Origin of the sequence: Psychrobacillus sp. FSL H8-0487 (assembly GCF_038008385.1) — a bacterium.
GTDB lineage: Bacteria > Bacillota > Bacilli > Bacillales_A > Planococcaceae > Psychrobacillus > Psychrobacillus psychrotolerans.
Genome location: NZ_JBBOZA010000001.1, coordinates 1875595 through 1899656 on the forward strand (window position 1 = coordinate 1875595; position 24062 = coordinate 1899656).

Here is a 24062-nt window from a genome sequence, read left to right on the forward strand (position 1 = left end):
AGCTAGAGATTTCAATAATCTCTAGCTGTTTTTACGAATTCCTATTAAATCTCTCTAACTGCTCCAACAATCCCTCTTTTACCATGATATCCATCTCGTGTTTACCAAATAAATCAAAGTGAGGAAAAGCTTCTTTATAGTCGATCCATTCGGCCTTTAAGCCGTATTTCTTACCCCATTCAATTAGCCTGGGCACATCACTGCAGCCGACTTTGGTGACCGTGTTACAACCAGGAAATCGTTCATCAATCCAATAATGCGTTAAGAAAGCTATATTCCCCTCCAGGACATCTCGTTTCCATTCATTTAACTCATGACGTTTAATACCAAATGCCATTAAGCATTCTCCTTGGCTATTTCTACATATTTTGCATCCCATGCCGCATGAACTCGTTTCAGAGATACGGGTCGGAAGTTGTCTTTCTTCACTATTACATGCTCAGATGTTGCGTTTGAAGCAACTGTACCGTCTTCATGTATAATTTCATAACCATAGGTTGTTCGTAGCTTACTATGTTTTTCAATCCAGGTTCTAATCACTACAGTCTCCCCGTACTTCACAGGAGTTTTATAGTTTACATTCACATTTGTTACCGGCGAAAGGTATCCATCTTGCTCTAGTCCCGCATAGGAGAATCCTAAGTCTTTGATTAGTTGGGTTCTTCCTATTTCTAACCAAATAACATAATTCGCATGATATACTACACCCATTTGATCGGTTTCAGCATATCGTACTTCAATTTCTTTTTCACTTAAAAACATTTAAAGTCACCTCAGTGGTAATTATACTAAATAGCTGATAAAAATACTGTTACGCACTACTTTGTAGATAAAAATCATTACTTTCCTAATTTAATTGTATCTAATATTTTTGCTAAATCATTAATTGGCAAGAGGTTATCTGCTATATAAAACTTATTAAATTCGATTTCTGTAATTTCTGTACCAAGCACATATTCCCCTATGACTAACTCAAGCAAATCAAAAGTTACTTGGTAATAATCATCATTTTCTTCCTCAAACCCTTTAATATATAACTTTAAATAGAACGCTGTATATTCCTGATCATATGTATAGTTGAAAAAGACATCATCACGAGTGAGCATAATATCATTTACTGTTGTTCCATCTTCCCCATCATTTCGTTGCTCAAATGCGATGATTGTAAACTTTTCCATTGTGGGAGCAGCATCTACTAGCCGAATTACATCAGGAAAGTTTTTTCCAATAGATGAAGCTTTAATAGTAAATTCTCTTTTCCCATTGATCAATGCGACAGGGGTAGAAAAAGTTAGTTGATTGTTTACTTTATTTATTAATCTATATAAATCTCCGTATATTTTCTCTATGTCGTCCTCCCTTAAATTATAAAGTTTTTTCTCATGATCGATAAAGTACTGCCAAAACTTCTCAATTGGATCTTTCTTTTTAAACAAATTACCAAACATTCATAACCCCTCCTTCAGTTCTTTAAGTATAAACTAAATTTCTTACCTTGTTTAATGTGTAAAAGCACAATCGGTTGTAAGGTATTGCGTTAGATGTGAGATGAAGAATTCCCTATAAAAAGAAAAAGAGACTATATCCTAAGAAGGAATAGTCTCTTTTAAGGTAATTCTTATGCTTCTAACATTTTGTTACGTAATACCATTTGTAGGATACCACCATGACGGTAGTAGTCTACTTCTACTTCTGAATCGAAACGAGCAAGTACGTTGAATACTTTTTCAGTTCCGTCTTCAGCTTTAGCTGTAACTTGTAAAATATCACGAGGTTTAACACCTTCTGCAATATTAATACTGATTTCTTCTTTACCAGTTAAGCCTAATGACTCAACGTTTTCTCCTGGTAAGAAGTTAAGTGGTAATACACCCATCATAACTAGGTTAGAACGGTGAATACGCTCAAAGCTTTCTGTAATAACAGCTTTAATGCCTAATAGGTTTGTTCCTTTAGCAGCCCAGTCACGAGAAGATCCCATACCGTAATCTTTTCCACCAAGAACTACTAAACCAGTATTCGTTTCTTGATACTTCATAGCTGCATCATAGATAGGCATAATTTCGCCTGTTGGCCAGTAAGTTGTATATCCACCTTCTGTACCTGGAGCTACTTGGTTACGAATACGTATGTTTGCAAATGTACCACGCATCATTACTTCATGGTTACCACGACGTGAACCGTATGAGTTAAAGTCGCGTATTTCAACCCCATTTTCGCGCAAGTATTTACCTGCTGGAGTATCTTTACCAATTGCACCAGCTGGTGAAATATGGTCTGTTGTAATCGAATCCCCAAATTTAGCTACTACGCGCATTTTATCTAGTGATTGGATAGCACCAGGCTCTTTAGATAATCCTTGGAAGAATGGTGGGTTTTGAATGTATGTTGACTTGTCATTAAATGAATATAAAGATTCAGTTGACGTTTCAATAGCATTCCAAGCTTCGTTCTCATCAAATACACGTGCATATTCTTTTTGGAATAATTCACGAGTAACAACCGTTGAAAGTACTTCATTTACTTCTTCTGTTGACGGCCAGATATCAGCAAAGAATACTTCGTTGCCATCTTTGTCCGTACCGAATGAATCTTTTTCAAGGTCGATATCTACAGTTCCAGCAAGTGCATAAGCTACTACCAATGGTGGTGAAGCTAAATAGTTTGCTTTCACAAGTGGATGTACACGACCTTCAAAGTTACGGTTACCAGAAAGAACAGACGTTACGAAAAGATCTTCGTCAATAATTGCTTTTTCAATTTCAGGTAATAATGGTCCTGAGTTACCGATACAAGTTGTACAACCGTATCCAACTGTATTGAATCCGATTTTGTCAAGGAACACGTTTAGACCAGAATCCTCTAAATAACCAGTAACTACTTTAGATCCTGGAGCTAGAGAAGTTTTAACGTAAGCTGGAACTGTAAGTCCTTTTTCTACTGCTTTTTTAGCAACTAAACCAGCAGCTAACATTACATATGGGTTAGATGTATTTGTACAAGAAGTGATTGCAGCAATTGCTACAGCCCCTGTTGGAATTTCTACATCACCTTCTGCAAATTTAGCAGTAGCTGTTTTGTCAAATTCTTTTTCAGATAGACCGAAACCTTGTGTGCCTTGTGGAGCAACAACTGACTCACGGTAACGAACTTTCATATCTGTAAGTGGAATTAAATCTTGTGGACGTTTTGGTCCAGAAAGGTTTGCTACGATATCTCCAAGATCGATCTCTACAACGTCTGTATAAACAGGTTCTAGAGTTGGATCAAAGAACATATCATTTGCTTTTAAGTAAGCTTCTACTACAGCAATATGCTCTTCATCACGTCCCGTTAGACGTAAATAGTTGATAGATTCTTCATCAATTGCAAAGTAACCACATGTAGCACCATATTCAGGAGCCATGTTCGCAATTGTTGCACGGTCAGCTAAAGGTAATTTAGATACACCTGGTCCGAAGAACTCAACAAATTTACCTACAACACCTTTTTGACGTAATACTTGCGTCACTTTAAGTGCTAAATCAGTTGCAGTAGTTCCGTTTGGAAGGTCTCCAACTAATTTAACGCCGATTACTTCGGGAATTGGGAAGTATGAAGGTTGACCAAGCATTCCTGCTTCCGCTTCAATACCACCTACACCCCATCCAAGTACGCCAAGACCATTGATCATTGTTGTATGGGAGTCAGTACCTACTACTGAATCTGGGAAGGTTTCCAAAGTGCCATCAGTACCTTCGTTAACATGTACGATTGGTGCTAGGTACTCTAAGTTAACTTGGTGAACGATACCAGTTGCTGGAGGTACAGCACGGAAATTATCATATGAAGTTTGAGCCCATTTCAAGAAGTTGTAACGCTCTGCATTACGCTCAAATTCAAGATCCATATTAGCTTGTAAAGCTGATGCAGTACCGTATTTATCTACTTGTACCGAGTGATCGATTACAAGATCTACTGGAATAGCAGGGTTGATTTTGTCTGGATTTCCACCCATTTCATTCATCGCTGAACGAAGTGATGCTAAATCTACAACTACTGGTACTCCTGTGAAATCTTGAAGTACAACGCGTGAAGGTTTAAAAGGTACTTCTGCTTCTGTATTAGCATCTTTACCCCATTTTGCTAATTGGTTTACATGATCTTCTTTAATAACATAGCCATCATATTGACGTAAAACAGATTCTAATAATACTTTGATTGAATAAGGAAGGCGTGAAACTTTTGCGATGCCAGCTTCTTCTAGTGCTGCTAAACGATAGTAGTTATACTCTTTACCATTTAGAGAAAACGAAGTACGGCTATTGTGTAAATTACTTTTTGCCATTTGTATTCCTCCTAAGATCTATTGAAAAGTGTTTGTTAAGTGACTTTTCTCCACTACTAATCATACAAGAATATACTTGATAAGTAAATTAGATTAAAATTATTATAAGTCATAACTATTATTAATGACCTTTTATTTTTTCAATAGTCTTTTCTAATTGCTTTGCATGTCTTTTTTCATGTAAACCCGTAAATTCAAACCACTGTATGAGTGGAACTTGTCCAAAAATAGGGTGTTTTAATGATTTTTCTTCTAATACAGTAGAATTGTTCGATTTATAGAGAGCTAGTAGTTCCATTCTCACTTGATGTAGCTGCGATTTCATTTCTTCTGTCCTTTTATAGTCACTGGACGGAACTGTATAAGATGGAGCCTTCACTTTTACTATTCTTAATGTAGATAGCTTTATTGGTTTTTTCTTTGCTTTAGGGCTTGTCGGGTTTGCAAGCTCTTGTTGTATGCCTGTAATGATGGTTTGTTCCATTTTCACTAAATGATCGACGATTTCTTTAGGAGACCATGAGTCTTTATCCGGTTTTTCGTTAAATTGCTCGTTTGTTAGTGAATCGATTTGTTTGAATAAGTTCTTTCTAATTTCATTAATTTTTTCTATAAACATATAATTCCTCCACTCCCTGCGTTGTACTTTCTTTATACCCATTATAAGTGACAAACAAGCAACAATCGTCCGTTATTTTCTTTTTCCTTAAAATATGCGACAATACACTATTGAAAGGAAGTTTAAATAATGATTGAAATGAAAACCAAGAAAACAATGAATCCAATGAATGATCCATGGGAAGCATATCGAGACATGGAGCAGTTTGGAAAGCTAACTTTAAGTAATATTGAATTTACGACAACTACTTTATGTAATATGCGCTGTGCCCATTGCGCAGTAGGATATACATTACAAACGAAAGATCCCGAAGCAATTCCAATAGAACTAATCCTCCAACGTTTAGAAGAAATCCCCCACTTAAAAACGATAAGCATCACTGGTGGAGAACCTATGCTGTCTAAAAAGTCCATTAATAATTATGTCCTTCCTCTATTAAAGTATGCTCATAGTAGAGGTGTTCGTACGCAGATGAATTCAAATCTTACGCTGGAGCCTGAACGTTACTTAATGATTGCGCCTTTCTTAGATGTATTACATATTTCTCATAACTGGGGAACCGTAGATGAATTTGTCGAAACTGGATTTGCCATGATGGAGAGAAAACCTTCCTATGAACAGCGAGCTAAACTTTTTCAACGAATGATTGACAATAGTCGTATGCTTTCAGAAGCGGGAGTGATGGTTTCAGCAGAAACGATGTTGAACAAAAAAACTCTTCCCTATCTAGAGCATATACATAAACAAGTAGTAGAAGAGATGAAATGTGCACGGCACGAAATACATCCTATGTACCCATCCGACTTCGCCAGTGCGTTAACTACCTTAACTTTAGAAGAAACGCATGAAGCAATTGAACAGATTTTAGATTTCCGTGATGACAATGTGTGGATGTTATTTGGAACCTTACCATTTTATCCATGTAGCCAAAATGATAAAAGTATTCAGCTTTTAGAGAGACTGCGTCATTCAAAAAATGTTTCCACTAGAAATGATCCTGATGGTCGTTCCCGTTTGAATGTAAGCATATTTACTGGCGAGGTGATTGTCACTGATTTTGGAGACGCACCAGCTTTAGGGAATATTCAAACGGATACGCTTCCTGATATTTTTGAGAAATGGCTTGCTTCGCCTCTTTCTAAATCACTCAATTGCCATTGTCCAGCTGTAAAATGCTTAGGGCCAAATATTTTAGTGAAGAATATGTATTATAAAGATGAACAGTTTATGAGTGGATCTGTTAAATAAGAAAATGCCTTGCATGTTTTTCAACATGCAAGGCATTTTTTGATAAATTTAGTTCATACTACTATAGAGTACATTGTAAAGGGCAGCTGCAAACTGCCCTTTACATAAGTTTAATGGATGAAGAAAAAGTCAATGGTTAAGTTTAAAATTATGATTGTATGGAGAATTGCAATGACTACTCCTTGCTTGTTTAATCTTTTGTTTAATCGAATATCCATGATCTCCACTCCTTTTTTACATTATAATGCAAAATCCTTTAGAACGCAAAACATTTTGAAAATTTGAATTACTTTTTTTAAGGACTTAATTTGTAAAAATGTTGAATTTGTAAAAGCGTTACATGCATCTGGATATCTTGATATCACTGACTTTTAAGGCACTTCTAACATCCATATGCAGTATTATAAATAAAAATAATAAACTTAGGTTTATTAGTTGTGTAGGATGGATATATAAAGAGTGTGAAGCAATAATACATTCATAAGGAGATGGAAAAGATGGGATTCATTTTATACTTAATAATCGGTGGTATAATCGGTTGGTTAGCAGGACTTATTTTAGGTAAAGATATACCAGGAGGAATTATTGGTAACATCATCGCAGGTATCATTGGTGCATGGATCGGTGGATTAATATTCCCTGACATGGGTCCAGTTATCTGGGATATGGCAATTATTCCAGCATTAATCGGTGCAATTATTTTAGTACTGATCTTAAGCTTTATTTTAAAAGCTATGCGTAAAGCGTAATAATTAAAAAAAGGAAGTACTCAATTGAGTACTTCCTTTTTTACTGCGAAGAATATGCTGCTGCTTGTAGATCTTTTACTTGACTCTCGTACAAATGATAGAAGTGAAGTACGTCTTCCACATATTTCTCGCTGTGATTATAGTTGAAAACGGCTTTTTCTATCTCCCCATCCGCCGCCCCACTTGCTGCGAGATAATTGGCAGCACTAAATATAGCATCCTCTAGATCATATGGATCTGCTTTCCCATCGTTATTAGCATCTACCCCGTACCCACCGTATTGTTCGATAATCGCTGGACTAATTTTATCTTTTTCCGGGATATCCCCCTTGCCTAGTCCCCCACAGCTTGGATGTGACCAACCAACAAACGTACATGGCATAAATTGCAAATGCCCTTCAGCGCCGGCTGGAGAAAGTAACGGATCCATTGTAGAAAATCTAGTTTCAATCCGATGATGAGCGGCTAATAAAGTCCATGGCACCCCATAATTGTCTTCTGCTTTTTTATACAATTCAATATATTCGGTAGGCACATCCAATTTTGCAGTGCTACTATTAATAATTTCCGCCCATTCTTGTACCACAGGTATTTTCACCAATTGTTGCCAACCTATAATTGCTAGTATATAGATAGTTATCGTAATAGGAAGAAGTAATACGATCATCCAACCCTTTGTTTTATAAGATATTCCCTTTTGTTTCTTCATCTATTTATTCACCTATTCTACTTATATTGCTGTAAAAGACTACTCTAACCATTTTAAAATTAACATTACTATAAAGAGCACATTCATCCAGTATTCCCAACTAACTGATTATTATATAGATTATAACAATAGCACAATATCCCTACAAACAATAGTAAAAATGCGAAGTTTGTCGATATATACAAATAAGAGATTCTTTTGTAGTATGACAATACGGAGGTGAAAAATATGTGGAAAGACTTCAAAGAGTTTGCTTTTAAAGGAAATGTACTAGATTTAGCAATTGCTGTTGTTATTGGAGCAGCATTTGGTAAGATCGTAACATCATTAGTAGAACATATAATTATGCCTACTATTGGTTTATTACTTCCTAGTGGTAAGTTTTCTTCTTTACATTATAAAGAAATTTTATACGGGAATTTCATACAATCCGTTTTTGATTTTATCGTTATTGCTTTTGCTATTTTCATGTTTATTCGATTAATATCTAAATTTAAACGTAAAGAAGATGCTGTAGCTATTACAGAAGAAGCTCCTCCCGTTGACTCGAAAGAGGTATTGTTGGAAGAGATTAGAGATTTGTTAAAAAAGCAAAATAATGCCTAAATAAAAATCAGCCTCTCCATTTGGAAAGGCTGATTTTTATTTTCCATCTTCAATTAATGTTTCCACATCAATGACAATTTCTTCTTTTGGCACTTCTGTATTGCCACTATAATTTTTTACGACTATCCCGTTTTGGTCGACTAAATAGAAAGAAGTTCCATGAATAACTTGGTTTGTATTCGGATCATCTCGAACTAAGGTCTTAAAAGAATCTGCTGCAAAGCCACTAATATGCTCTTGCGTATAGCCAGTTAAAAGTTCCCATTTACTTTCATCTATTACATCATAATTTGCGATATATTCTTGGAGCTTTTCGGGTGTATCCACTTCTGGGTCCACACTAAATGCTACAATTTTGTAATCCTCAATACCCTTTTCACTCAACATCGCTTGAATATCGCTCATATTGTATGTCATTGGAGGACATACAGTTTCACAATCTGTGAAAATAAATGTGGATAACCAGACTGTGCCTTTTAAATCCTCTAAAGAAACAGTTTCCCCACGCTGATTATCATAATCGAACTCGGAAACTTCCCAGTTAGTCTGTGCTTCAAAATTGCCGCTGCTACCGCAGCCAACAAGAACAATTGCCGAAATACATAATAATATAAATAACTTCTTCATTCCTGAGACCTCGCTTTTCTCTTCATACCCTCATCTTAACGAAACAATTTTATACCTTCAACTACATTGTCTTATTTATTCCAACATTTCTGTGAATAAATGCACTAATTTAATGATAACAGGACGTTTTTAATCTCCTCTAGTTTTGTTTCTACTCTATGCATCAAATAAAATGATACAAAGATGGGAAAGCCAACATCTTGAATTACACTTAGCCACTGCTCCATATTATTCACACCCATCCATTTTATTCTTTTAAAAAGACTCTCCATTTCTGGAGAGTCTTCAAAAGTTAAATAATTTCGGTTACTGTTCGGTCCACAATCTTGGCACTTTTAATAACCGCCAAAGGAGAACCATCCGATTGAAAAGCATTACTTGAAATAATTGTTTCCATACCTGTTTGCATTTCTGCTTCTGTTAGATTACTTCTCGGTTCATCTACTGTTAATGTAACATTTTTTCCGCGCGCTGTTTCGAACTGTAGTTGTAGTGTTTTACTCATTTTCTCCAGTCTCCTCTCTCATTATTAGATTACCTGCATAGTTTCTACTTTCTCAGCTCCGATGTATGGTCTTTCGGAAAAGGAACTAAGTGTTAATGCAACAGTATCCAGTTGGTCTGCTGTTACATTTGCTCGAACATTACGATAGGTTTTTGACTTTAAAATCATCTTACCTTCTTCAGTTATTCCTCCTTCAAAAATGAGTCTTAATACTGCATGTTTATACTCTAGGTTTGCCATGTCTATCCCCTCCTTTCAATTAGTAGATAGAACTTTTTTAACAGAAAGGATACATGGAGGATGAAATATTTTACGGAACAACTTATACTGAGTATTAGAGAATGAGGTGAATAGTTTGCTAGAAGGTTGGTTTTTATGGTTTATTCTTTTTTGGGTTGTCCTATTAGTGGTACTTATGGGAATTGGCGGCTTCTTTATGTTCCGCAAGTTTGGTAAGTCACTGCCTAAGCAAGATGGGAAATCAGATTTGGATTGGGAAGAATATTATGTAGATCAAACAATCCATCTTTGGAATGATGAGCAAAAGCATCTGCTCAACGAATTAGTTACACCAGTTCCAGATCTATTCAGACCTGTTGCGAAACAAAAAATAGCAGGGAAAATAGGACAGTTGGCTTTAGAAGAAAAAGCTAAATCCATTACGCAAGAGTTATTAATACGCGGATATATCATTGCAACTCCAAAGAGAGATCATAAATTTCTACGTAAAAAGCTTGCCGAGATGGATATTGATGTAACTCCTTATAACAAGTACTTTGAATTGTCTAAAGACAAGCCTACGCAATCAATCCAGAGATAACAAACCTGTAAGTGTTCTTATTGTATAGATATTACTCATATCATTAAATTAGTAGAGAAGAATACGCTCTCAATTAAGGTAGTAATAACCTAGTAAAGTTAGAGCACAAGAAAAGAAACTATTTTGAACAGTATTGTTCAAGATAGTTTCTTTTTATTAACAATAGGTTAAGGACCATTTCTTTGAGCGCTATTTCCCCACCTCCTCCTGGAGGTTCAGTACGTGTTGTAGATTCAAGGAATTTTCCTGTGTCTGAATTGATTTCAGCAGCACTTGTAGAAATTTTGCCAGGAGCTATAAGGGAAATGCATTGGTACCCAAACTCTGACACAGTGGATGGCATTAACTCCTAAAAACATCGTGGAAAGTAATTTAAACATAGGGGAAGAGGTTATGAACTCTCTTCGAAAACAAAAGTGGGAAGTAGTAAGGTTTTCAGGCTATGAGTATAAAGATGATTAAGTAGTTCTTAACATCGAATCCTTCTTTGATATAGAGGGGACTCTAGCTTTATATTCTATATACTCAAAAAAGCGAGCATTCCTAAATTACAGGGTGCTCACTTTTTCGGTTTGATTTTGTATTTTTTTAAATTGCAGGTACATGGCAAGTCTCCATGGAACAATCATACCAAAAGCTAATATCCAAAACATACCACTAAGAGCGCCAATTTCAATAGTTGAGCTTAATAATACTTTACTAATGATGCGTACGATCAACAAGCCAAACAAAATGAATATAAATGCTTTGGATTGTTTTAAATATATTTCTCCGTCTCTACTTTCAAATTTCGATGTCCAAATTAGAAAAATGGAGAAAAGTAATCCTGCCGCAATTGCTTCCAAAAACTCCATTAAGTTAACACGGAAATAAGGAAACACGAACATCAATGCACCAGTGGACATGAACATTGGCGGTAATAATATCTTTTTCACGCTTGCTGGTTGTTTAGCAGATTTTGCACGAACAGTTGTAACAAGAATTCCCATGCCAATGGCTACTACGGTGGAAGCAATAAGCATCATATTTGGAGATATTTTATCTAACATTTGTAATTCCCCATATCTTTTAGTTGTTTAAAGTGATTCATCCATCAGGGGTACTTCGCTTAACAAGGACGGATGTGTAGACCATAAGGGTTTACACAGGCAGTTCTCCCCTGACTCTCGATATGTGTTCTCTTTTTGTCGGGGTATTACAGCCTGATAAACCGGCATGATGTTACTATATATCCGAAGTAACATTATGTAACACATTCACAATTCGATCTGGATCGAAAGGTTTCGTAATGAAGTCTTTTGCTCCAAGTTCCAAAGCATCAACGATTAGTTTTTGTTGCCCTAACGCGGTTACCATTACTATTTTGGCTGCAGGAAATTCCGCAATAATTTCTTTTACAGCTTCTATACCATTCATACCAGGCATTGTGACATCCATCGTTACGACATCTGGCAGAAGCTGCTTATACAGATTTACAGCTTCCTCTCCATTAGCTGCTTCGCCAACAACCTCAAACTGATGATTTTCTAGCATTCTCTTAATCGTTGTGCGCATAAATACCGCATCATCTACTACTAATACTGTTGGCATTGCATAATTCCTCCTGTTAAAATCCAGTGAAGTCTCCAAAAATTGGACTTAATATACGAATAATATACGTTAATCCATCAAAAAATAAAATCAATCCAAGTGCAATCATAATATAACCGCCAACTTTAACGATTAAATTACTATTTTTACGTATCCAGTTAAGTCGCGTTACAAAGAATGACAATACGAAAAATGGAATTGCGAACCCAAATACATAAGCAAGCATATACCACATACCAGCATCAGGATTGGATCCTGCCATTACGATAACGGCAGCTAATATGGGTCCAGTACATGGTGTCCATCCTGCAGCAAATGCCATTCCGATTAAAATAGTACCTATATAACCAGCCGGACGATTTTTAAATTGAACTTTTTTTTCTTTCATTAAAAACTCTGGCTTAAATACGCCTACAATGATTAATCCGAAGATAACAATGAATATTGCTCCAATTTGACGAAGTAAATCATCATATTGGATGAAAAATGTACCTACCAGAGATGTTGCAAACCCTATCGCAACAAAGATGATAGAAAAACCTAGTAAGAAGAATAACGTATGAAGCATTCCTCTTTTTTGCATTAATTTTTTATCTGTTTTTATTTCTTCTAATGACATTCCTGTAATGTATGATAAAAATGCAGGATACAATGGTAGCGTACAAGGAGAAATGAAGCTTAAAAACCCTGCACCAAATGCCAATAGAAGGTTTACGTCTGTACTCACGGCAGTCAACCTTTCCGATTTACTGTACCTATCGTATCAAATTTCCTCCTATTTGACCTCATAATTGCTTGTGACAGCTTTTTGACTCTTTTAAACAGAGAAGCTACAGTTCCTTCATAGTGATGAAAATCCATATATAAAATATGCTTTTAAAGATTAGATTATAAGACTTTTTAAGTTTAGCAAATATTCCACCTTTTCGAAAGGCAGGAAAAGTAAATAATTCATAATAAGGAAAAATGAGAAAAAAACTCAGTCATTAAAAGCCACCTCATTTCAATTTTTAAATGAGGTGGCTAATTTTTATATTTAAATGATGTATTCTATAGAGTTATTGTAATTGAATAATATGGTCATTAACAAATGCTTTTATGAAAAATAATTCATTATTATTAGGGTCCCTTTTATTTTCTGCCTTAAAACACTCTAAAGCATCTTCTAGTGAGGACGATTTTACAACTTGACTTGATCTTGTTAACTCTCTCCAATATATATCCATTTCAGTAGAATCACAGATCGATTCATGACCAAGTAAAAACATTTCAGCATTATATTTTTGAATATCTTTAATCATTGGTAATAACAATGATTGCTTGAAATGAAATAAAGAATTTGTCGTTGTACCATATGCACAATCACCTAAAAAAACAACTTTTTCATCAGGGATGTAAATGACCGTAGAGTCCTCCGAATGAGTACTTTTAATTTTTTCAAGTATGCAAACTTTATTACCCAAATCAATAGTTAATGTTCTTTCAAAGATTACATCTGGAGATTTTAGCTTAAAACTATTCCTGTTTGGCATATCAGTTTGTATAATATTCATACACATAGCACTCATTTGATTAGTATTCACATAGCTCTTGAGAGAACGATCGTCATAGGAAAAACTTTGCCATTCTTTTATGATTTCGTTTGTTTGACTATTAACAATAACAGTTGCATCAAATTCATTCATTCCTAGAAAGTGATCCCAATGTGCATGGGTAATAGCAACATATTTAACTGGTGGTACATTTAGCTTCTCGATTTCTAGTAAAAAGTCTTTAGCATGCTGAGGTGAATTACCTGAATCGATGATTAAACTATAACTATCACCACATACCAATCCTAATGTTGGTCTTTCGTTATTATCTTGATTAGATAAATAATAAATAGTATTACTTAATTTATTTAACATGTTATGTCTCCTCTATTCTAGATATTAATTCCATGAAAGAGAAAATCTACACGTTTATACTAAGGTTAATAAAACATTTTAAGATTTTCTCATTTTATTTTTTTACCATTGGACCTGTACCTCCTTTTACACTACGGAAAATTATAACACAATAAAAACTGTTCTTTATGAAAATTCTGAAATTATTAGTGTGAATTGTTTTTTAGTTCTATGTTCGACGGTAATTTACAATAAAATTGAAAATGTATTACCTGGAAAGATTGTGGAATCAAAAGTGCAAACACTTTTATTTTAATGAGTGGTCAACTAACCGTATCGAGCTTCTTTCAATTCTCTTAGCAATAATCCAAGCAATCAAAGCCCCACTTAGACTAGAGGCAAAAAATGCTGGAACAAAAAACAATGCGCCGAATTCTGTTCCCATAAAAACTTTTGCGTAGGGAACTGCAACTAAAGATGCTAACAATCCTGTGCCAATAATTTCACCAACTACCGCCATTCCTACTCTACCTGTGATTTTATACAGAACACCTGCAAGCAGGGCTCCAATGATTCCACCAGGAATAGCTAGAAGTGAACCTGTACCTGTGAAAATCCGTATGACTGCAGTCATCAGTGCAACACCAACGGCTCCTATAGGTCCAAAAAAAACCGCAGACAACACATTTATTGCGTGTTGAATAGGATACGCTTTTGCTATGCCAGCAGGAAACCAAATAAATGCAGACCCTAATACTCCTATGGACACAAACATCGCCATTAGTACCAACTTTTGTGATTTCATCGTGCCCGCCTCTCTATTTTAAGCGGAGGTGAAAGTTTTGATATCACTTCTCTTCGATCACTCGTTTTACAAATACAAGAAATAACCGCTACGCCTGTCGCACCTGCTTCCCAGACAACATGAACATTTGACGGTTCAATTCCGCCTATACCTATAACTGGAATGTTCGGAAAGTACTCATGGAGTTCCCGAATAAGGGAAGTGGAAGCACCCACCTCATGTTCAGCATCTGGCTTTGTAAGAGTAGGGAACACCGAGCCTACTCCTAAATAATCTGCACCTGAGCGAACAGCATCTTCCGCTTCGTGCATGGTTTGTACTGAGCGACCAAGAACCATCCCTTTGCTTGTGATGACTTTTTTCACCCCTTCCTTCCAATCTCCTTGCCCGAGGTGGATTCCGTCAGCTTGGACGGATAGTGCAAGTTCAACATCATCATTCACAATAAATGGTACACCATAGATTTTACATAGTCTTTTACATGCTTGAGCAAATGCAACTAATTCGCTACCAACTAGTGCACCTTTCCCTTTTTCGCGTAATTGGAAGTGCGTGATTCCTGCCTGTAATGCGTCCTCTAGAACCGTCAACGGTTCCTCATCCTTCACATTAGCTGTCCCCATTATGAAATAAATCGATGGTTTCTTGAACACTAATAATCCTCTCCTTTATGCCTTTTTTTCTATAGGCTCCGTGGTTAGTAGGACCATGCCCTTGTCCGAGTGAGATAACGTTTTCGATTGCAGATTGAATGTATCTTTTGGAGGTCATCAATGCTTCATCAATATTATTTCTCTTACCCAATTCAGCTGTGAGGACTGCACTGAAGGTACAGCCTGTTCCGTGCGTATTTTTTGTATCGATTCGCTTTGAACTGAAACGGATACATACGCCTTTTTCGTCAACATATACGTCTTCTGCATATTCGTCCTTTTTATGACCACCCTTGATAAGCACCGATTTGACACCCATCGATAAAATTCTTTCTGCAGCCTTTAAAATATCTATATCTTTTTCAATTTTTAATCCTGTTAGATGCTCAGCTTCTGGTATGTTTGGTGTGACGATACGTGCTAAAGGAAAGAGTTTTGTTTTCAAGGTATCAATCGCTTCCTCCTCTAACAAGATATGTCCACTTGTTGAAACCATCACGGGATCGACGACGATATTTTTCCACCTGTACTCTGATATTGCATTCGCAACAAGAGCGATTGTATCTGTGTTAAAGAGCATCCCGGTTTTAACTGCTGAAATGAAGAAATCCTCTCCAATAGATTGGAGCTGTTGTTGGACAGCTTTTGCTTCTACGGGATAGACACCTTGCACCCCACAAGTGTTTTGAGCAGTGATTGCTGTAATAACACTCGTTCCAAATACATCTCGTTCTTGAAAAGATTTTATATCTGCTTGTATCCCGGCTCCTCCACCTGAGTCAGAACCTGCAATCGTTAAAACACATGGCTTTGAATCAGACATCGTATTTCCATCCTCTTGCACTTAATCGATCAAGAAAAGCTTGTTGAAATGCCCCGGAAAATTCTGTTTTCTCTGCAGCCTCTTCTCCTGATGCTCCATATTCGTACAAAGCACTACTCAAAAGTTCTACATGGTTTTTAGATGTCAAGGCAAGGTGAGCTCCTAAGATACTACTCAGTAAGCAGCCTGTTCCAGTTACTGTTGTCATTCGAACGTGCCCTGCTCTTACTGTCTTCAAACAACTTCCATCCGTCACAATGTCTTCTTCTCCTGTCACAACGACTATGCACTCTTTTTGTCTAGCTAAAGCCATAGCCTCTTCTTTTCGATCAAGTTGTCCGTTCCCTGAATCTACTCCCTTGGAAGCCCATTCTTTTTTCATAAGTGACGCCAGTTCACCAGTATTACATCGTATTAAATTTATTTTGACTTCATCTAGAAGTCTATCCACCGCTTGAAGACGATATCGAGTAGCTCCCACTCCGACGGGGTCAAGCACTACAGGGATTCCTATTTGATTTGCAACTCTTCCAGCCACTAGCATACTGCTGTACGTTCGTTCATTTAAAGTGCCAATATTCAATGAGAGAACATTGGAGAGTGTGACTAGTTCTTCCACTTCTCTTTCTTCATCTCCCATAACCGGTGATGCTCCAATAGCAAGCAATCCATTGGCTTGAAAATTCGCCACGACTTTGTTTGTCATACAATGTACGATTGGTGATTTTTCACGTATAGATACATTCATCAACAACTTCCCCTTCCACATCCCAAGATTGTCTTTCTCAATCTTGATGCCGTAAATAGTGATTCCTGGGGGATCATGGACCAACTTATCTAATTCCTAATGGTAACCCCAAATGCTCACGGAGGGTATGCCCCTCATATTGCTTTCTGAAAATATCCCTTTTTTGCATTTCAGGAACAATGAGTTCAACAAAGTCCTCTAAACTACCTGGCAATGTAGGAGGCATAAGATTAAATCCGTCCGCTACACCCGCCTCAATCCAAACCTCCATCTGATCCACAATTTTCTCAGGAGTACCAATCAGCGTGAAATGTCCGCCACCTGCATTAAGGTATCCTAAGAGTTCCTTTACTGTAGGTTGAGTATCTTTAATAATTTCTAATATTGTTTCGTATCGTCCAACCGGACCCATAAATTCTTCTGCCGGAGGTAATGGAGGTACTTTTAGTTCAATGTCCCATTTAGAACAATCTTGCTGGAGAAAGAAGCTCAACTGTTTTAAAGCCGTTTCTATAGGTAATTTCTCATCTAACGCTGATTTTTTGGCAAGAGCTTCTTCATGAGTACGCCCTACATAAGTGACTAAGCCTGGGAATACTTTAATATGTCGATTACAGTCTTCGTATTGCTTAACCTGTTCATCCAACTTCTTGCGGTACTTTTTCGCTTGGTTTAAGTTCCATGACACTGAATAGACGGCATCTGCATATTTTGCAGCTAATGCAATCCCTTGTTTAGATGCCCCTGCTTGCATGGCTACTGGTTTGCCTTGAGGGCTTTTTGGCGTCGTGGATGGGCCCTTCACTTTAAAATAGGTCCCATTGTGGTCAACAGGTTGTATATTAACAGGATTGATTAACTGTTTTTCTGCTCGATTATATAGAATCTCCTTGCTGTCCCATGATAGAAATAGTTTATTCATTAAAGAAGCAAATTCTTCGGCCTTTTCATACCGTTTATCATGAGAAGGCAGTTCCGACATACTATGATTTAATGCTTCCTCGTCCCTCATTGAGGTAACGAGATTCCACCCGACACGTCCGTTTGTAATGTGATCTAGGCTTAACAGTTGTCGCGAAGCAGTGTAAGGATTCGAAAAGGTACTTGAGATTGTTGAAACTAATCCCACATAATTTGTCACTTGAGAAATAGCAGTTAAATTGACCACTGGATCTAACCAAAATGCTGGCATTTCATTTGGGGCGTTGGCAGGGAATGATTGATTGTCGGCAAAGAACACCGCATCAAAGCAACCCGTTTCAGCTAACTGTGCTAAGGATTGGTAATAAGAAATGTTCCCGATGCATTCAATGCTTGAATCAGGCATTAACCAAGCAGCCTGATGATGTCCACATCCATACAGCAATACGCCTAAGTGGATTTGTTTTCTTTGATTTCCTTTCATTAGCTACTCCTCTACCTATGTCATGAGTGACTGCTTAAATCGTCTATTTTTGTAAGACTATCTATTATAAATTAAGTTACTAGTTCATTGTCAAACCGCCATCTACTGTTAAATTCTGACCTGTAATACCATCAGCATTTTCTGAAGATAAATAAGCGACCATATTGGCTACATCTTCAGGGCTAGTTACTTTCTTCAAAGGCGTTGATTGAGCAATTAAATCGAATACTTCAGGAGTTGTAAAAGCACTGGCGTCAGTCGTTTTTAATAATCCACCTGAAACTACATTTGCTCTTATGCCGAATTGTCCCAGTTCAGCGGCGATATTTCGCGTAAAACCAATTAGTCCAGCCTTTGCTGTTGTATATTCATGATAAGGAACAACAGGGTTTTGATACAAATTGGTACCAATGCTTATAATACTTCCATTTAGTCGTTCAATAAATTGAGGTATAACACTTTGGACTACATTAAATGCGGCTTTTAAAGTGCCGTCTAGTTGTTTTTGATAATCCTCCCAAGTAAGTTCTGTAAAGGATTTCTGTTTGTTTGGATCAAATTTGAAACCTACCAATGCATTGTTGACTACAACATCTATTTGACCAAAATATTCGGTTGCTTTCTTTACCAAGGCATCGACTTCTGCCCGATTTGTGACATCTGCACAAATTGCAATTGCATTCTCTTTACCTAGTATAGAAACAAGCTCTTCAGCGGCATCTTTACTTTTATAGTAGTTAATAACCACTTTAAATCCTTGATGTGCCAATTCTTTTACAATAGCCGATCCCAAACCTCTACTACTGCCCGTTACCAATACTGTTCTTTTCATCATAACCACTCCCATACTGTTAGTTTTGCTGAAACTTAAATGATAAAGTGATAGATATAATAAAAAAACGCAACCTTCCTTTAGGAAAGTTGCGCAAATACAAATAATTGCATAGTAAAAATTAGGCATCATCAGCCTGCTATTATGTATTAGAATCTACACTTTCCTCCGCTAGTATTAACTAGTTCAGGTTCAAAGGGTTTGAGTAAATACTCATCTCAGTTAAATAACACCCCTAGTGATTATATTTAAGTTACTTTCAATGTATAGTTTTTAGAATTTTATGTCAAGTCTTGTTTGTTAGGTGTTAAGGCATCACTAAAATAATCAAGCCATTTTTCTCACAATAACTGGGCTTGAATCTGTATAGCATATATAAAATTACTTATGAAGCTTTCGCTATTTTATATATTTAAGTACAATCTCTTCTTCTCGACTAGTCAAAAAGAAAAAATAAATTATTAAATGTAAATTTTGTTGAAATTGGAACTCATTTTATTTTCAAACGTATTTAAGTAAATAGGCATTTTGTAAAAGAAGTGTTAAAGATGGCAATACAAAGTAGGTGAATATTTGATTACAATAAAGAATTTACAGCAGGTAATTACTTATATTCAGTATAAATTTAAATGAACGGAGGTGGGGAAAATGGTGAAGAAGATTGCGATGGGATTCTTGTTCATGCTACTCGCTGGTTGTGCTGTAATTGGTGTTAGCACGTTGCACTTTGAAGGAGAAAGTGACCATTGGTTAGTAAAATATAAGCAGTGGATGATGGGAAGTCACAAACAGCCAGCTACATTATTGACTTTATCGGTGAAGGGGATCCTCCGGAAACATTTGATTACATAGTTTCCACTAGTATAGCTAAGAGCGAGCAAAAAGTTACGGATGCGAGTTTTAAAGGAAAGGGCAGGCTCGAAGAAGGGAACATTCAACATGAAGTAAGGGTAGCGGAAGATGAAGTTATTGTGGCGGAATTTTCTTGGGATGGTAAAACGGAAAAAGTCGTATTAGAACTTAAATAAACGGATTACTCAATAAACGGTTGCTTTACTTCAACAAGGAGTAAAGCTTTTTTCTTATTGAGCTAAAGCAGCCGTTAGTTTAAGGAAACTCTTCACATTGTTATAATTCAACGGTCTCTTTGTTCTTGAAATTTCTTAAGCCCACGAACATTGCAACAGCTATACTAATTAGTCCACTTACTAAAGCAATCCAGAATAAAATCCTTCCGCCAATGGTTGGTGAATTAAAAATAAAACCACTAAGTAATAACATAATACAACTTAATAATCCCCAAAATCCTGTAGTCCATTTAGACTTACTTTTTATAAGAAGATAACCAACTACACTCAAAATATAGAATGCACTAACTATCATAATAGCGGGAAATAGTGGGTGAAATTTAGCTGCATAAACAAAATAATCAAGTTGACTAATATCACGACCATTCGTAATCTCAATGTTAAATAATTTAGTAAATGGTGTTGAATACCCCCATTCCAAAGAATTATTGGTTATTGTACTTCCTTCATACCAAGCTATAAATGTTGATACCACTAAAGTAAAGATTCCAACGATAAATTGCAACACATACTTAAACATTTTTCGTCCTCCTAGTAACCTCCATTTATTACCAAGATGCCTTACATTACTTTCTGCATTAGTTGCATAACAAATCAGACTGTTTCTCGTTAGTTTTATTTTGCTAAAGCACCTCGTTAGTTGAAGAAGGATTTTTAGATATAATTGAATCAATTGTTTTTCTAGGTTGATTTAACTGTTCATGAGGAATGAAGTACATCTTTCTTTTTCATATTAATTTGGGTCTTTTCCGATGTTTTGTGGCTTGTTCAAAGGCATAAGCAAGTTTGATTAATATACCTTCACTAAAAGCAGTACCAGCAAAAGTTATACCAAAAGGTCTTCCACTTTCCTTGTATCCAGCAGGTAGAGCAATAGATGGATATCCAGCTTTAGCAAAGATTGTCGACCCTATATATGAAGGGAAAAGAATTGCATCAAGGTCATACTTTTTCAAAGCAAAATCAATCCCAGACTGAGAAAAATATAAATCATCAAGTTTTGCATTCAAATATTCAGAATTTCTTAACGTATTAGGTAATCCCACAATTTCCTCCAACTTATTCTGTCCGTATTTCAATGCCCTATCTGCATTACTCTTGTTAAACTGAATCAGATCGGTTATAGAATGTACCGGTAAATACGAAGGGAGTTTGGAAAGATAATTTTCTAGGCTATGTTTCAACTCTGATACTAGTACCACCCTTTTCCACTCTCTATGAAAAGAAGGAATCTCGATATCTTCAGTGACCATAGCACCTTCTTGATTTAAGGTCTGTATGGCATCCTCAAATAATCCCGCATCATATTCTTCAGATCCATAAAACGCTTTAGAAGCACCTTTGAATACACCAATTTTCGCTCCCCTTAAGCCCATAGAATCCAAAAAAGTTGAATAATCCCGTTGAAGCCTTCCTATGTTTTTATGGGTAGCGGCATCAAGATTATCAACACCAACTAAAGCTCCCAATAAAATAGAAGCGTCCGTAACGGTTCTTGCCATTGGACCAGCCGTATCTTGAGAATATGTGAAAGGAATTATACCTGTTCGGCTTATCAAGCCAACCGTAGGTTTTATACCTACCACAGCGTTTGTAACCGCTGGACTTAGAATAGAAGCATCTGTTTCAGTGCCAACAGCCAATACTGTAAAATTTGCAGCAACTGCCACAGCTGAACCTGAACTGGATCCACCAACAAAAAGGTTAGCATCGCCATATGGATTTAATACTTGCCCACCTCTGGAACTATAGCCTGCCCACATTGTATTTGACATCCCATTAGCTAGTTCTGTCATATTAGCCTTTCCTAAGAGTACTGCACCTGAGTTACGGAGCTTTTCAACAATGAATGCATCATGACTACTAATATGATTCTCTAATGCAAGTGTTCCAGCACTGGTATGCATTGAATCATTTGTTTCAATACTGTCTTTCAGAACAACGGGAATACCGTGTAAAGGACCTCTAACACCAGTTGTTTTTCTTTCATAATCTAATGCTTCCGCAATGAAGATTGCGTCAGGATTTATTTCAAGAATAGAATTTATTTTAGGTCCATCTTGGTCATACTTTGCAATTCTGTAAAGATAATACATAACTAACTCTTTTGAAGTTATCTCTTCATTTTCCATAGCTACTTGAATTTCATTAACTGTTAATTCTTCTCTAAAAAAGTTATTAAACCTTATTTCCAATTTAATGCCCCTTTATTGCTCCATTTTTTATTCATAAGTAATTATTCTATATTAATTCAAATATCCCTTTTTTAACTAAACATCCTCTTCTGGTGATATAGAAAAAAGAGCTGCCTAGGCAGCTCAATGATCTTCAACTAAAGCACCCGTTAATGCAATAAGGAAATTGCTACTAGTAGCTGATGTAGTGAAATTTTATTTATATTTGTCTAATTTAATCTTCAAGTAAACAAATATTTAAACGCTGCTTGATTTATATGCTTCAACATATTCCTCTAAATCCAATACTTCAATAACCTTAGACCAATGTAAAGCTGTCCCTACGAAATCCCTTATATCCTATCCTTTCATTTCATATGTAGCTTCGTCATTAACAGTACCTGTAGCATCTTCAATAAAAGTGACCTGATAGCCCCTGTCATAGGCTGCTATTGCAGTAAACTGGCAACAAAACTCAGTGTTAAATCCTGTTATAAAAAGATGTTCTACACCCAGTTGCTCTAACTTTTCACTAAGTTCTGTATGAAAGAAAGCACTAGGTGTCTTCTTTTCAATTACAATGTCTGCATATTCCTTTAGAGAATGATGAAGTTCTGAGCTTGGTAATTTTTTATTGAAAGGGCTTTTTTCATCATCATCTAAATTTCTTATAAATATTACAGGTTCTTCATTTACTTTAAAGTCTTGAATAATACTTTCAATACTGTTCAGTTCTTGCTGAAAATCTTTAAATTCCACAATTACATTTTGTACATCAATTACTAATAGTGCTTTCATACTGCGGCGTTAGTTCTATAAGAAAGACTTATCAAAATAGAAATTGAACATAAAAGTCTCCTTCACTCAAACATACACTTCACTGTTTTAAGTGACGATGATTGGATATTGAGTTTTAACAATGTCTCTTTCTTTCAATTTCAGCATTTCAATTATGAAAATGATAAACCTATTTACAATCGTGAAATAGATGACTGGTTGTATGAAGAGTTTCTATCAATTAACGAATCAACATTATCATTTGAAGTCGTTTTGTCCTCAGGAGGAAATATACTTTTACACTTTCCAGAGAAGTCGGTATCGATGAAAAAGTTAAAAAAAGCCTCTCAAATATCAAGAGGCTATCTATTTTAGTTAAGATTATTCAATGCTGTTACAATTGAATGTTCCCCGTTTACTACATTAAAGGAACGATGATATGTTTGTTTATTCTCTAAGGCTGCAATAAGTGTATGTGCTACGTCTTCCCGAGTAATGGTGCTCGGCTTGGCTTCCGCCCCTACCGTAATTTTGCAAATTGCAGGTTCATGCACAAGTCCACCTGGTCGAACTATCGTGTAATTTAAACCGCTCGCTTCGAGCATTCGGTCAGCATAGTGTTTCGCTACATAATAAGGACGCATTCCTTCGTTCCAATTTTGACGTTTATCAGCATCATATGCACTTACCATAATATAACGCTCCACTCCTGCTTGTTTAGCAGCCTCCATCGTTTTTACTGCACCATCTAAATCGATTAATAATGTTTTATCTGGTCCTGTATGTCCACCCGAACCTGCAGTAAAGATGATGGCATCTGCTCCAGTAATTACTTTTTCAAGATCTTCCACAGAGCCTTCTAAGTCCGCTACTATTGCTTGGATATTGCGATCCATAAGCTTTTCCGCTTGCTCTTTTTTTCGGACCACTGCGGTCACCGTATGAGTGTTACTTTGATGCAATTCATTTACTACATGTTGCCCAATTTGTCCGTTTGCTCCAATAACTATTACGTTCATTAGAAACGTCTCCCTTCAAAATTGTTCTCCCTCTATCCTTTCACAAGTTAAA

Annotated in this window: 30 protein-coding genes, 1 pseudogene and 1 riboswitch; of the genes and pseudogenes, 7 read left to right on the forward strand and 24 right to left on the reverse strand. The window is 36.3% G+C overall.

The features are described 5' to 3' along the window. Positions 1–31: 31 nt before the first annotated feature. The 5 genes from MHI47_RS09300 to MHI47_RS09320 form a co-directional block, all read right to left on the reverse strand. Positions 32–337 carry a hypothetical protein gene (locus tag MHI47_RS09300; protein WP_093534188.1) on the reverse strand — a complete coding sequence of 102 codons (306 nt, stop codon included), beginning with the start codon at positions 335–337 and terminating at the stop codon, positions 32–34. After that, positions 337–762 carry an acyl-CoA thioesterase gene (locus tag MHI47_RS09305; protein ID WP_093534186.1) on the reverse strand — a complete coding sequence of 142 codons (426 nt, stop codon included), beginning with the start codon at positions 760–762 and terminating at the stop codon, positions 337–339. Before MHI47_RS09305 ends, MHI47_RS09300 begins: the two co-directional genes overlap by 1 nt. A 77-nt stretch (positions 763–839) precedes the next feature. Then, entirely contained in the window at positions 840–1448 is a 609-nt protein-coding gene (locus MHI47_RS09310; protein ID WP_093534184.1) for a hypothetical protein, read from the reverse strand. A 170-nt stretch (positions 1449–1618) separates the two neighbouring features. Then, entirely contained in the window at positions 1619–4327 is a 2709-nt protein-coding gene (gene acnA, locus MHI47_RS09315; RefSeq protein WP_093534182.1) for an aconitate hydratase AcnA, read from the reverse strand. Between the two features lie 121 nt (positions 4328–4448). Then, the gene (locus tag MHI47_RS09320) at positions 4449–4946 is read right to left on the reverse strand and encodes a DinB family protein (RefSeq protein ID WP_340769229.1); all 498 of its coding nucleotides are present in this window, start codon (positions 4944–4946) and stop codon (positions 4449–4451) included. 129 nt (positions 4947–5075) lie between these two features. Between MHI47_RS09320 and yfkAB the strand changes: the two genes are divergently transcribed. Both yfkAB and MHI47_RS09330 read left to right on the forward strand, forming a co-directional pair. After that, a complete protein-coding gene (gene yfkAB / locus MHI47_RS09325) occupies positions 5076–6194 on the forward strand; it encodes a radical SAM/CxCxxxxC motif protein YfkAB (RefSeq protein WP_419958444.1) in 1119 nt (372 codons plus the stop codon). Positions 6195–6691: 497 nt separating this feature from the next. Then, positions 6692–6943 carry a GlsB/YeaQ/YmgE family stress response membrane protein gene (locus MHI47_RS09330; RefSeq protein ID WP_093534178.1) on the forward strand — a complete coding sequence of 84 codons (252 nt, stop codon included), beginning with the start codon at positions 6692–6694 and terminating at the stop codon, positions 6941–6943. A 40-nt stretch (positions 6944–6983) separates the two neighbouring features. On the opposite strand, the gene MHI47_RS09335 is transcribed toward MHI47_RS09330, so the two are convergent. Next, positions 6984–7652 (reverse strand): lytic transglycosylase domain-containing protein, encoded by a 669-nt coding sequence (locus MHI47_RS09335; protein ID WP_340762309.1) that lies wholly within the window; start codon positions 7650–7652, stop codon positions 6984–6986. 228 nt (positions 7653–7880) lie between these two features. Between MHI47_RS09335 and mscL the strand changes: the two genes are divergently transcribed. Beyond that, positions 7881–8258 carry a large conductance mechanosensitive channel protein MscL gene (gene mscL / locus MHI47_RS09340; RefSeq protein WP_093534174.1) on the forward strand — a complete coding sequence of 126 codons (378 nt, stop codon included), beginning with the start codon at positions 7881–7883 and terminating at the stop codon, positions 8256–8258. Between the two features lie 36 nt (positions 8259–8294). Here the strand turns inward: mscL and MHI47_RS09345 are convergent, their stop codons facing one another. The 4 genes from MHI47_RS09345 to MHI47_RS09360 form a co-directional block, all read right to left on the reverse strand. Then, positions 8295–8885 (reverse strand): SCO family protein, encoded by a 591-nt coding sequence (locus MHI47_RS09345; protein ID WP_340769230.1) that lies wholly within the window; start codon positions 8883–8885, stop codon positions 8295–8297. Between the two features lie 104 nt (positions 8886–8989). Further along, entirely contained in the window at positions 8990–9112 is a 123-nt protein-coding gene (locus MHI47_RS09350) for a YvrJ family protein (protein ID WP_093535645.1), read from the reverse strand. A gap of 65 nt (positions 9113–9177) precedes the next feature. Next, complete coding sequence (locus MHI47_RS09355) at positions 9178–9390, reverse strand: DUF2922 domain-containing protein (RefSeq protein WP_093534170.1); 213 nt, start codon at positions 9388–9390, stop codon at positions 9178–9180. A gap of 24 nt (positions 9391–9414) precedes the next feature. After that, complete coding sequence (locus MHI47_RS09360; protein WP_093534168.1) at positions 9415–9630, reverse strand: DUF1659 domain-containing protein; 216 nt, start codon at positions 9628–9630, stop codon at positions 9415–9417. A gap of 115 nt (positions 9631–9745) precedes the next feature. On the opposite strand from MHI47_RS09360, the gene MHI47_RS09365 reads away from it, so the two are divergent. Then, entirely contained in the window at positions 9746–10210 is a 465-nt protein-coding gene (locus MHI47_RS09365) for a DUF2621 family protein (protein ID WP_340769232.1), read from the forward strand. 206 nt (positions 10211–10416) lie between these two features. Next, positions 10417–10672: pseudogene (locus tag MHI47_RS09370) on the forward strand (cupin domain-containing protein); the annotation flags it as partial. An 86-nt stretch (positions 10673–10758) separates the two neighbouring features. Here MHI47_RS09370 and MHI47_RS09375 read toward each other — a convergent pair. From MHI47_RS09375 to MHI47_RS09420, 10 genes are all read right to left on the reverse strand, one after another. After that, entirely contained in the window at positions 10759–11259 is a 501-nt protein-coding gene (locus MHI47_RS09375; protein ID WP_340769233.1) for a CcdC family protein, read from the reverse strand. A 175-nt stretch (positions 11260–11434) separates the two neighbouring features. After that, positions 11435–11800, reverse strand: coding sequence for a response regulator (locus tag MHI47_RS09380; protein ID WP_093534162.1), 366 nt, complete (start codon positions 11798–11800; stop codon positions 11435–11437). Positions 11801–11816: 16 nt separating this feature from the next. Further along, entirely contained in the window at positions 11817–12527 is a 711-nt protein-coding gene (locus MHI47_RS09385) for a cytochrome c biogenesis CcdA family protein (protein WP_340769235.1), read from the reverse strand. Between the two features lie 331 nt (positions 12528–12858). After that, on the reverse strand, positions 12859–13707 hold the full coding sequence (locus MHI47_RS09390; protein ID WP_340769237.1) for an MBL fold metallo-hydrolase: 849 nt from the start codon (positions 13705–13707) through the stop codon (positions 12859–12861). Positions 13708–13993: 286 nt separating this feature from the next. Further along, positions 13994–14491 (reverse strand): energy coupling factor transporter S component ThiW, encoded by a 498-nt coding sequence (gene thiW / locus MHI47_RS09395; RefSeq protein ID WP_340830582.1) that lies wholly within the window; start codon positions 14489–14491, stop codon positions 13994–13996. After that, entirely contained in the window at positions 14488–15144 is a 657-nt protein-coding gene (gene thiE, locus MHI47_RS09400; RefSeq protein WP_340830583.1) for a thiamine phosphate synthase, read from the reverse strand. Before thiE ends, thiW begins: the two co-directional genes overlap by 4 nt. Then, entirely contained in the window at positions 15101–15967 is an 867-nt protein-coding gene (gene thiD / locus MHI47_RS09405; RefSeq protein ID WP_340830585.1) for a bifunctional hydroxymethylpyrimidine kinase/phosphomethylpyrimidine kinase, read from the reverse strand. Before thiD ends, thiE begins: the two co-directional genes overlap by 44 nt. Then, a complete protein-coding gene (gene thiM / locus MHI47_RS09410; RefSeq protein ID WP_340830586.1) occupies positions 15960–16715 on the reverse strand; it encodes a hydroxyethylthiazole kinase in 756 nt (251 codons plus the stop codon). Before thiM ends, thiD begins: the two co-directional genes overlap by 8 nt. Positions 16716–16800: 85 nt before the next feature. Beyond that, complete coding sequence (locus tag MHI47_RS09415) at positions 16801–18120, reverse strand: LLM class flavin-dependent oxidoreductase (RefSeq protein ID WP_340830588.1); 1320 nt, start codon at positions 18118–18120, stop codon at positions 16801–16803. 79 nt (positions 18121–18199) lie between these two features. Further along, on the reverse strand, positions 18200–18952 hold the full coding sequence (locus MHI47_RS09420; protein WP_340830590.1) for a 3-oxoacyl-ACP reductase: 753 nt from the start codon (positions 18950–18952) through the stop codon (positions 18200–18202). 146 nt (positions 18953–19098) lie between these two features. Continuing rightward, positions 19099–19199, reverse strand: a riboswitch (TPP riboswitch). Positions 19200–19719: 520 nt separating this feature from the next. Between MHI47_RS09420 and MHI47_RS09425 the strand changes: the two genes are divergently transcribed. Further along, entirely contained in the window at positions 19720–19980 is a 261-nt protein-coding gene (locus MHI47_RS09425; protein WP_340830592.1) for a hypothetical protein, read from the forward strand. Positions 19981–20080: 100 nt separating this feature from the next. Here MHI47_RS09425 and MHI47_RS09430 read toward each other — a convergent pair whose 3' ends face one another. The 3 genes from MHI47_RS09430 to MHI47_RS09440 all read right to left on the reverse strand — a co-directional run bounded on the left by MHI47_RS09430 (position 20081) and on the right by MHI47_RS09440 (position 23012). Continuing rightward, positions 20081–20560 carry a YjdJ family protein gene (locus tag MHI47_RS09430; protein WP_340830593.1) on the reverse strand — a complete coding sequence of 160 codons (480 nt, stop codon included), beginning with the start codon at positions 20558–20560 and terminating at the stop codon, positions 20081–20083. A 208-nt stretch (positions 20561–20768) separates the two neighbouring features. Beyond that, positions 20769–22235, reverse strand: a complete 1467-nt coding sequence (locus tag MHI47_RS09435; RefSeq protein ID WP_340830594.1) for an amidase family protein — start codon at positions 22233–22235, stop codon at positions 20769–20771. Between the two features lie 339 nt (positions 22236–22574). Continuing rightward, a complete protein-coding gene (locus tag MHI47_RS09440; RefSeq protein WP_419958457.1) occupies positions 22575–23012 on the reverse strand; it encodes a cysteine hydrolase family protein in 438 nt (145 codons plus the stop codon). A 108-nt stretch (positions 23013–23120) separates the two neighbouring features. Here MHI47_RS09440 and MHI47_RS09445 point away from each other — a divergent pair, with 108 nt between their 5' ends. Continuing rightward, positions 23121–23366, forward strand: a complete 246-nt coding sequence (locus MHI47_RS09445) for a hypothetical protein (protein WP_340830595.1) — start codon at positions 23121–23123, stop codon at positions 23364–23366. On the opposite strand, the gene MHI47_RS09450 is transcribed toward MHI47_RS09445, so the two are convergent. Further along, the gene (locus tag MHI47_RS09450; RefSeq protein WP_340830596.1) at positions 23363–24010 is read right to left on the reverse strand and encodes an SDR family oxidoreductase; all 648 of its coding nucleotides are present in this window, start codon (positions 24008–24010) and stop codon (positions 23363–23365) included. The genes MHI47_RS09445 and MHI47_RS09450 overlap by 4 nt on opposite strands. Positions 24011–24062: the final 52 nt, after the last annotated feature.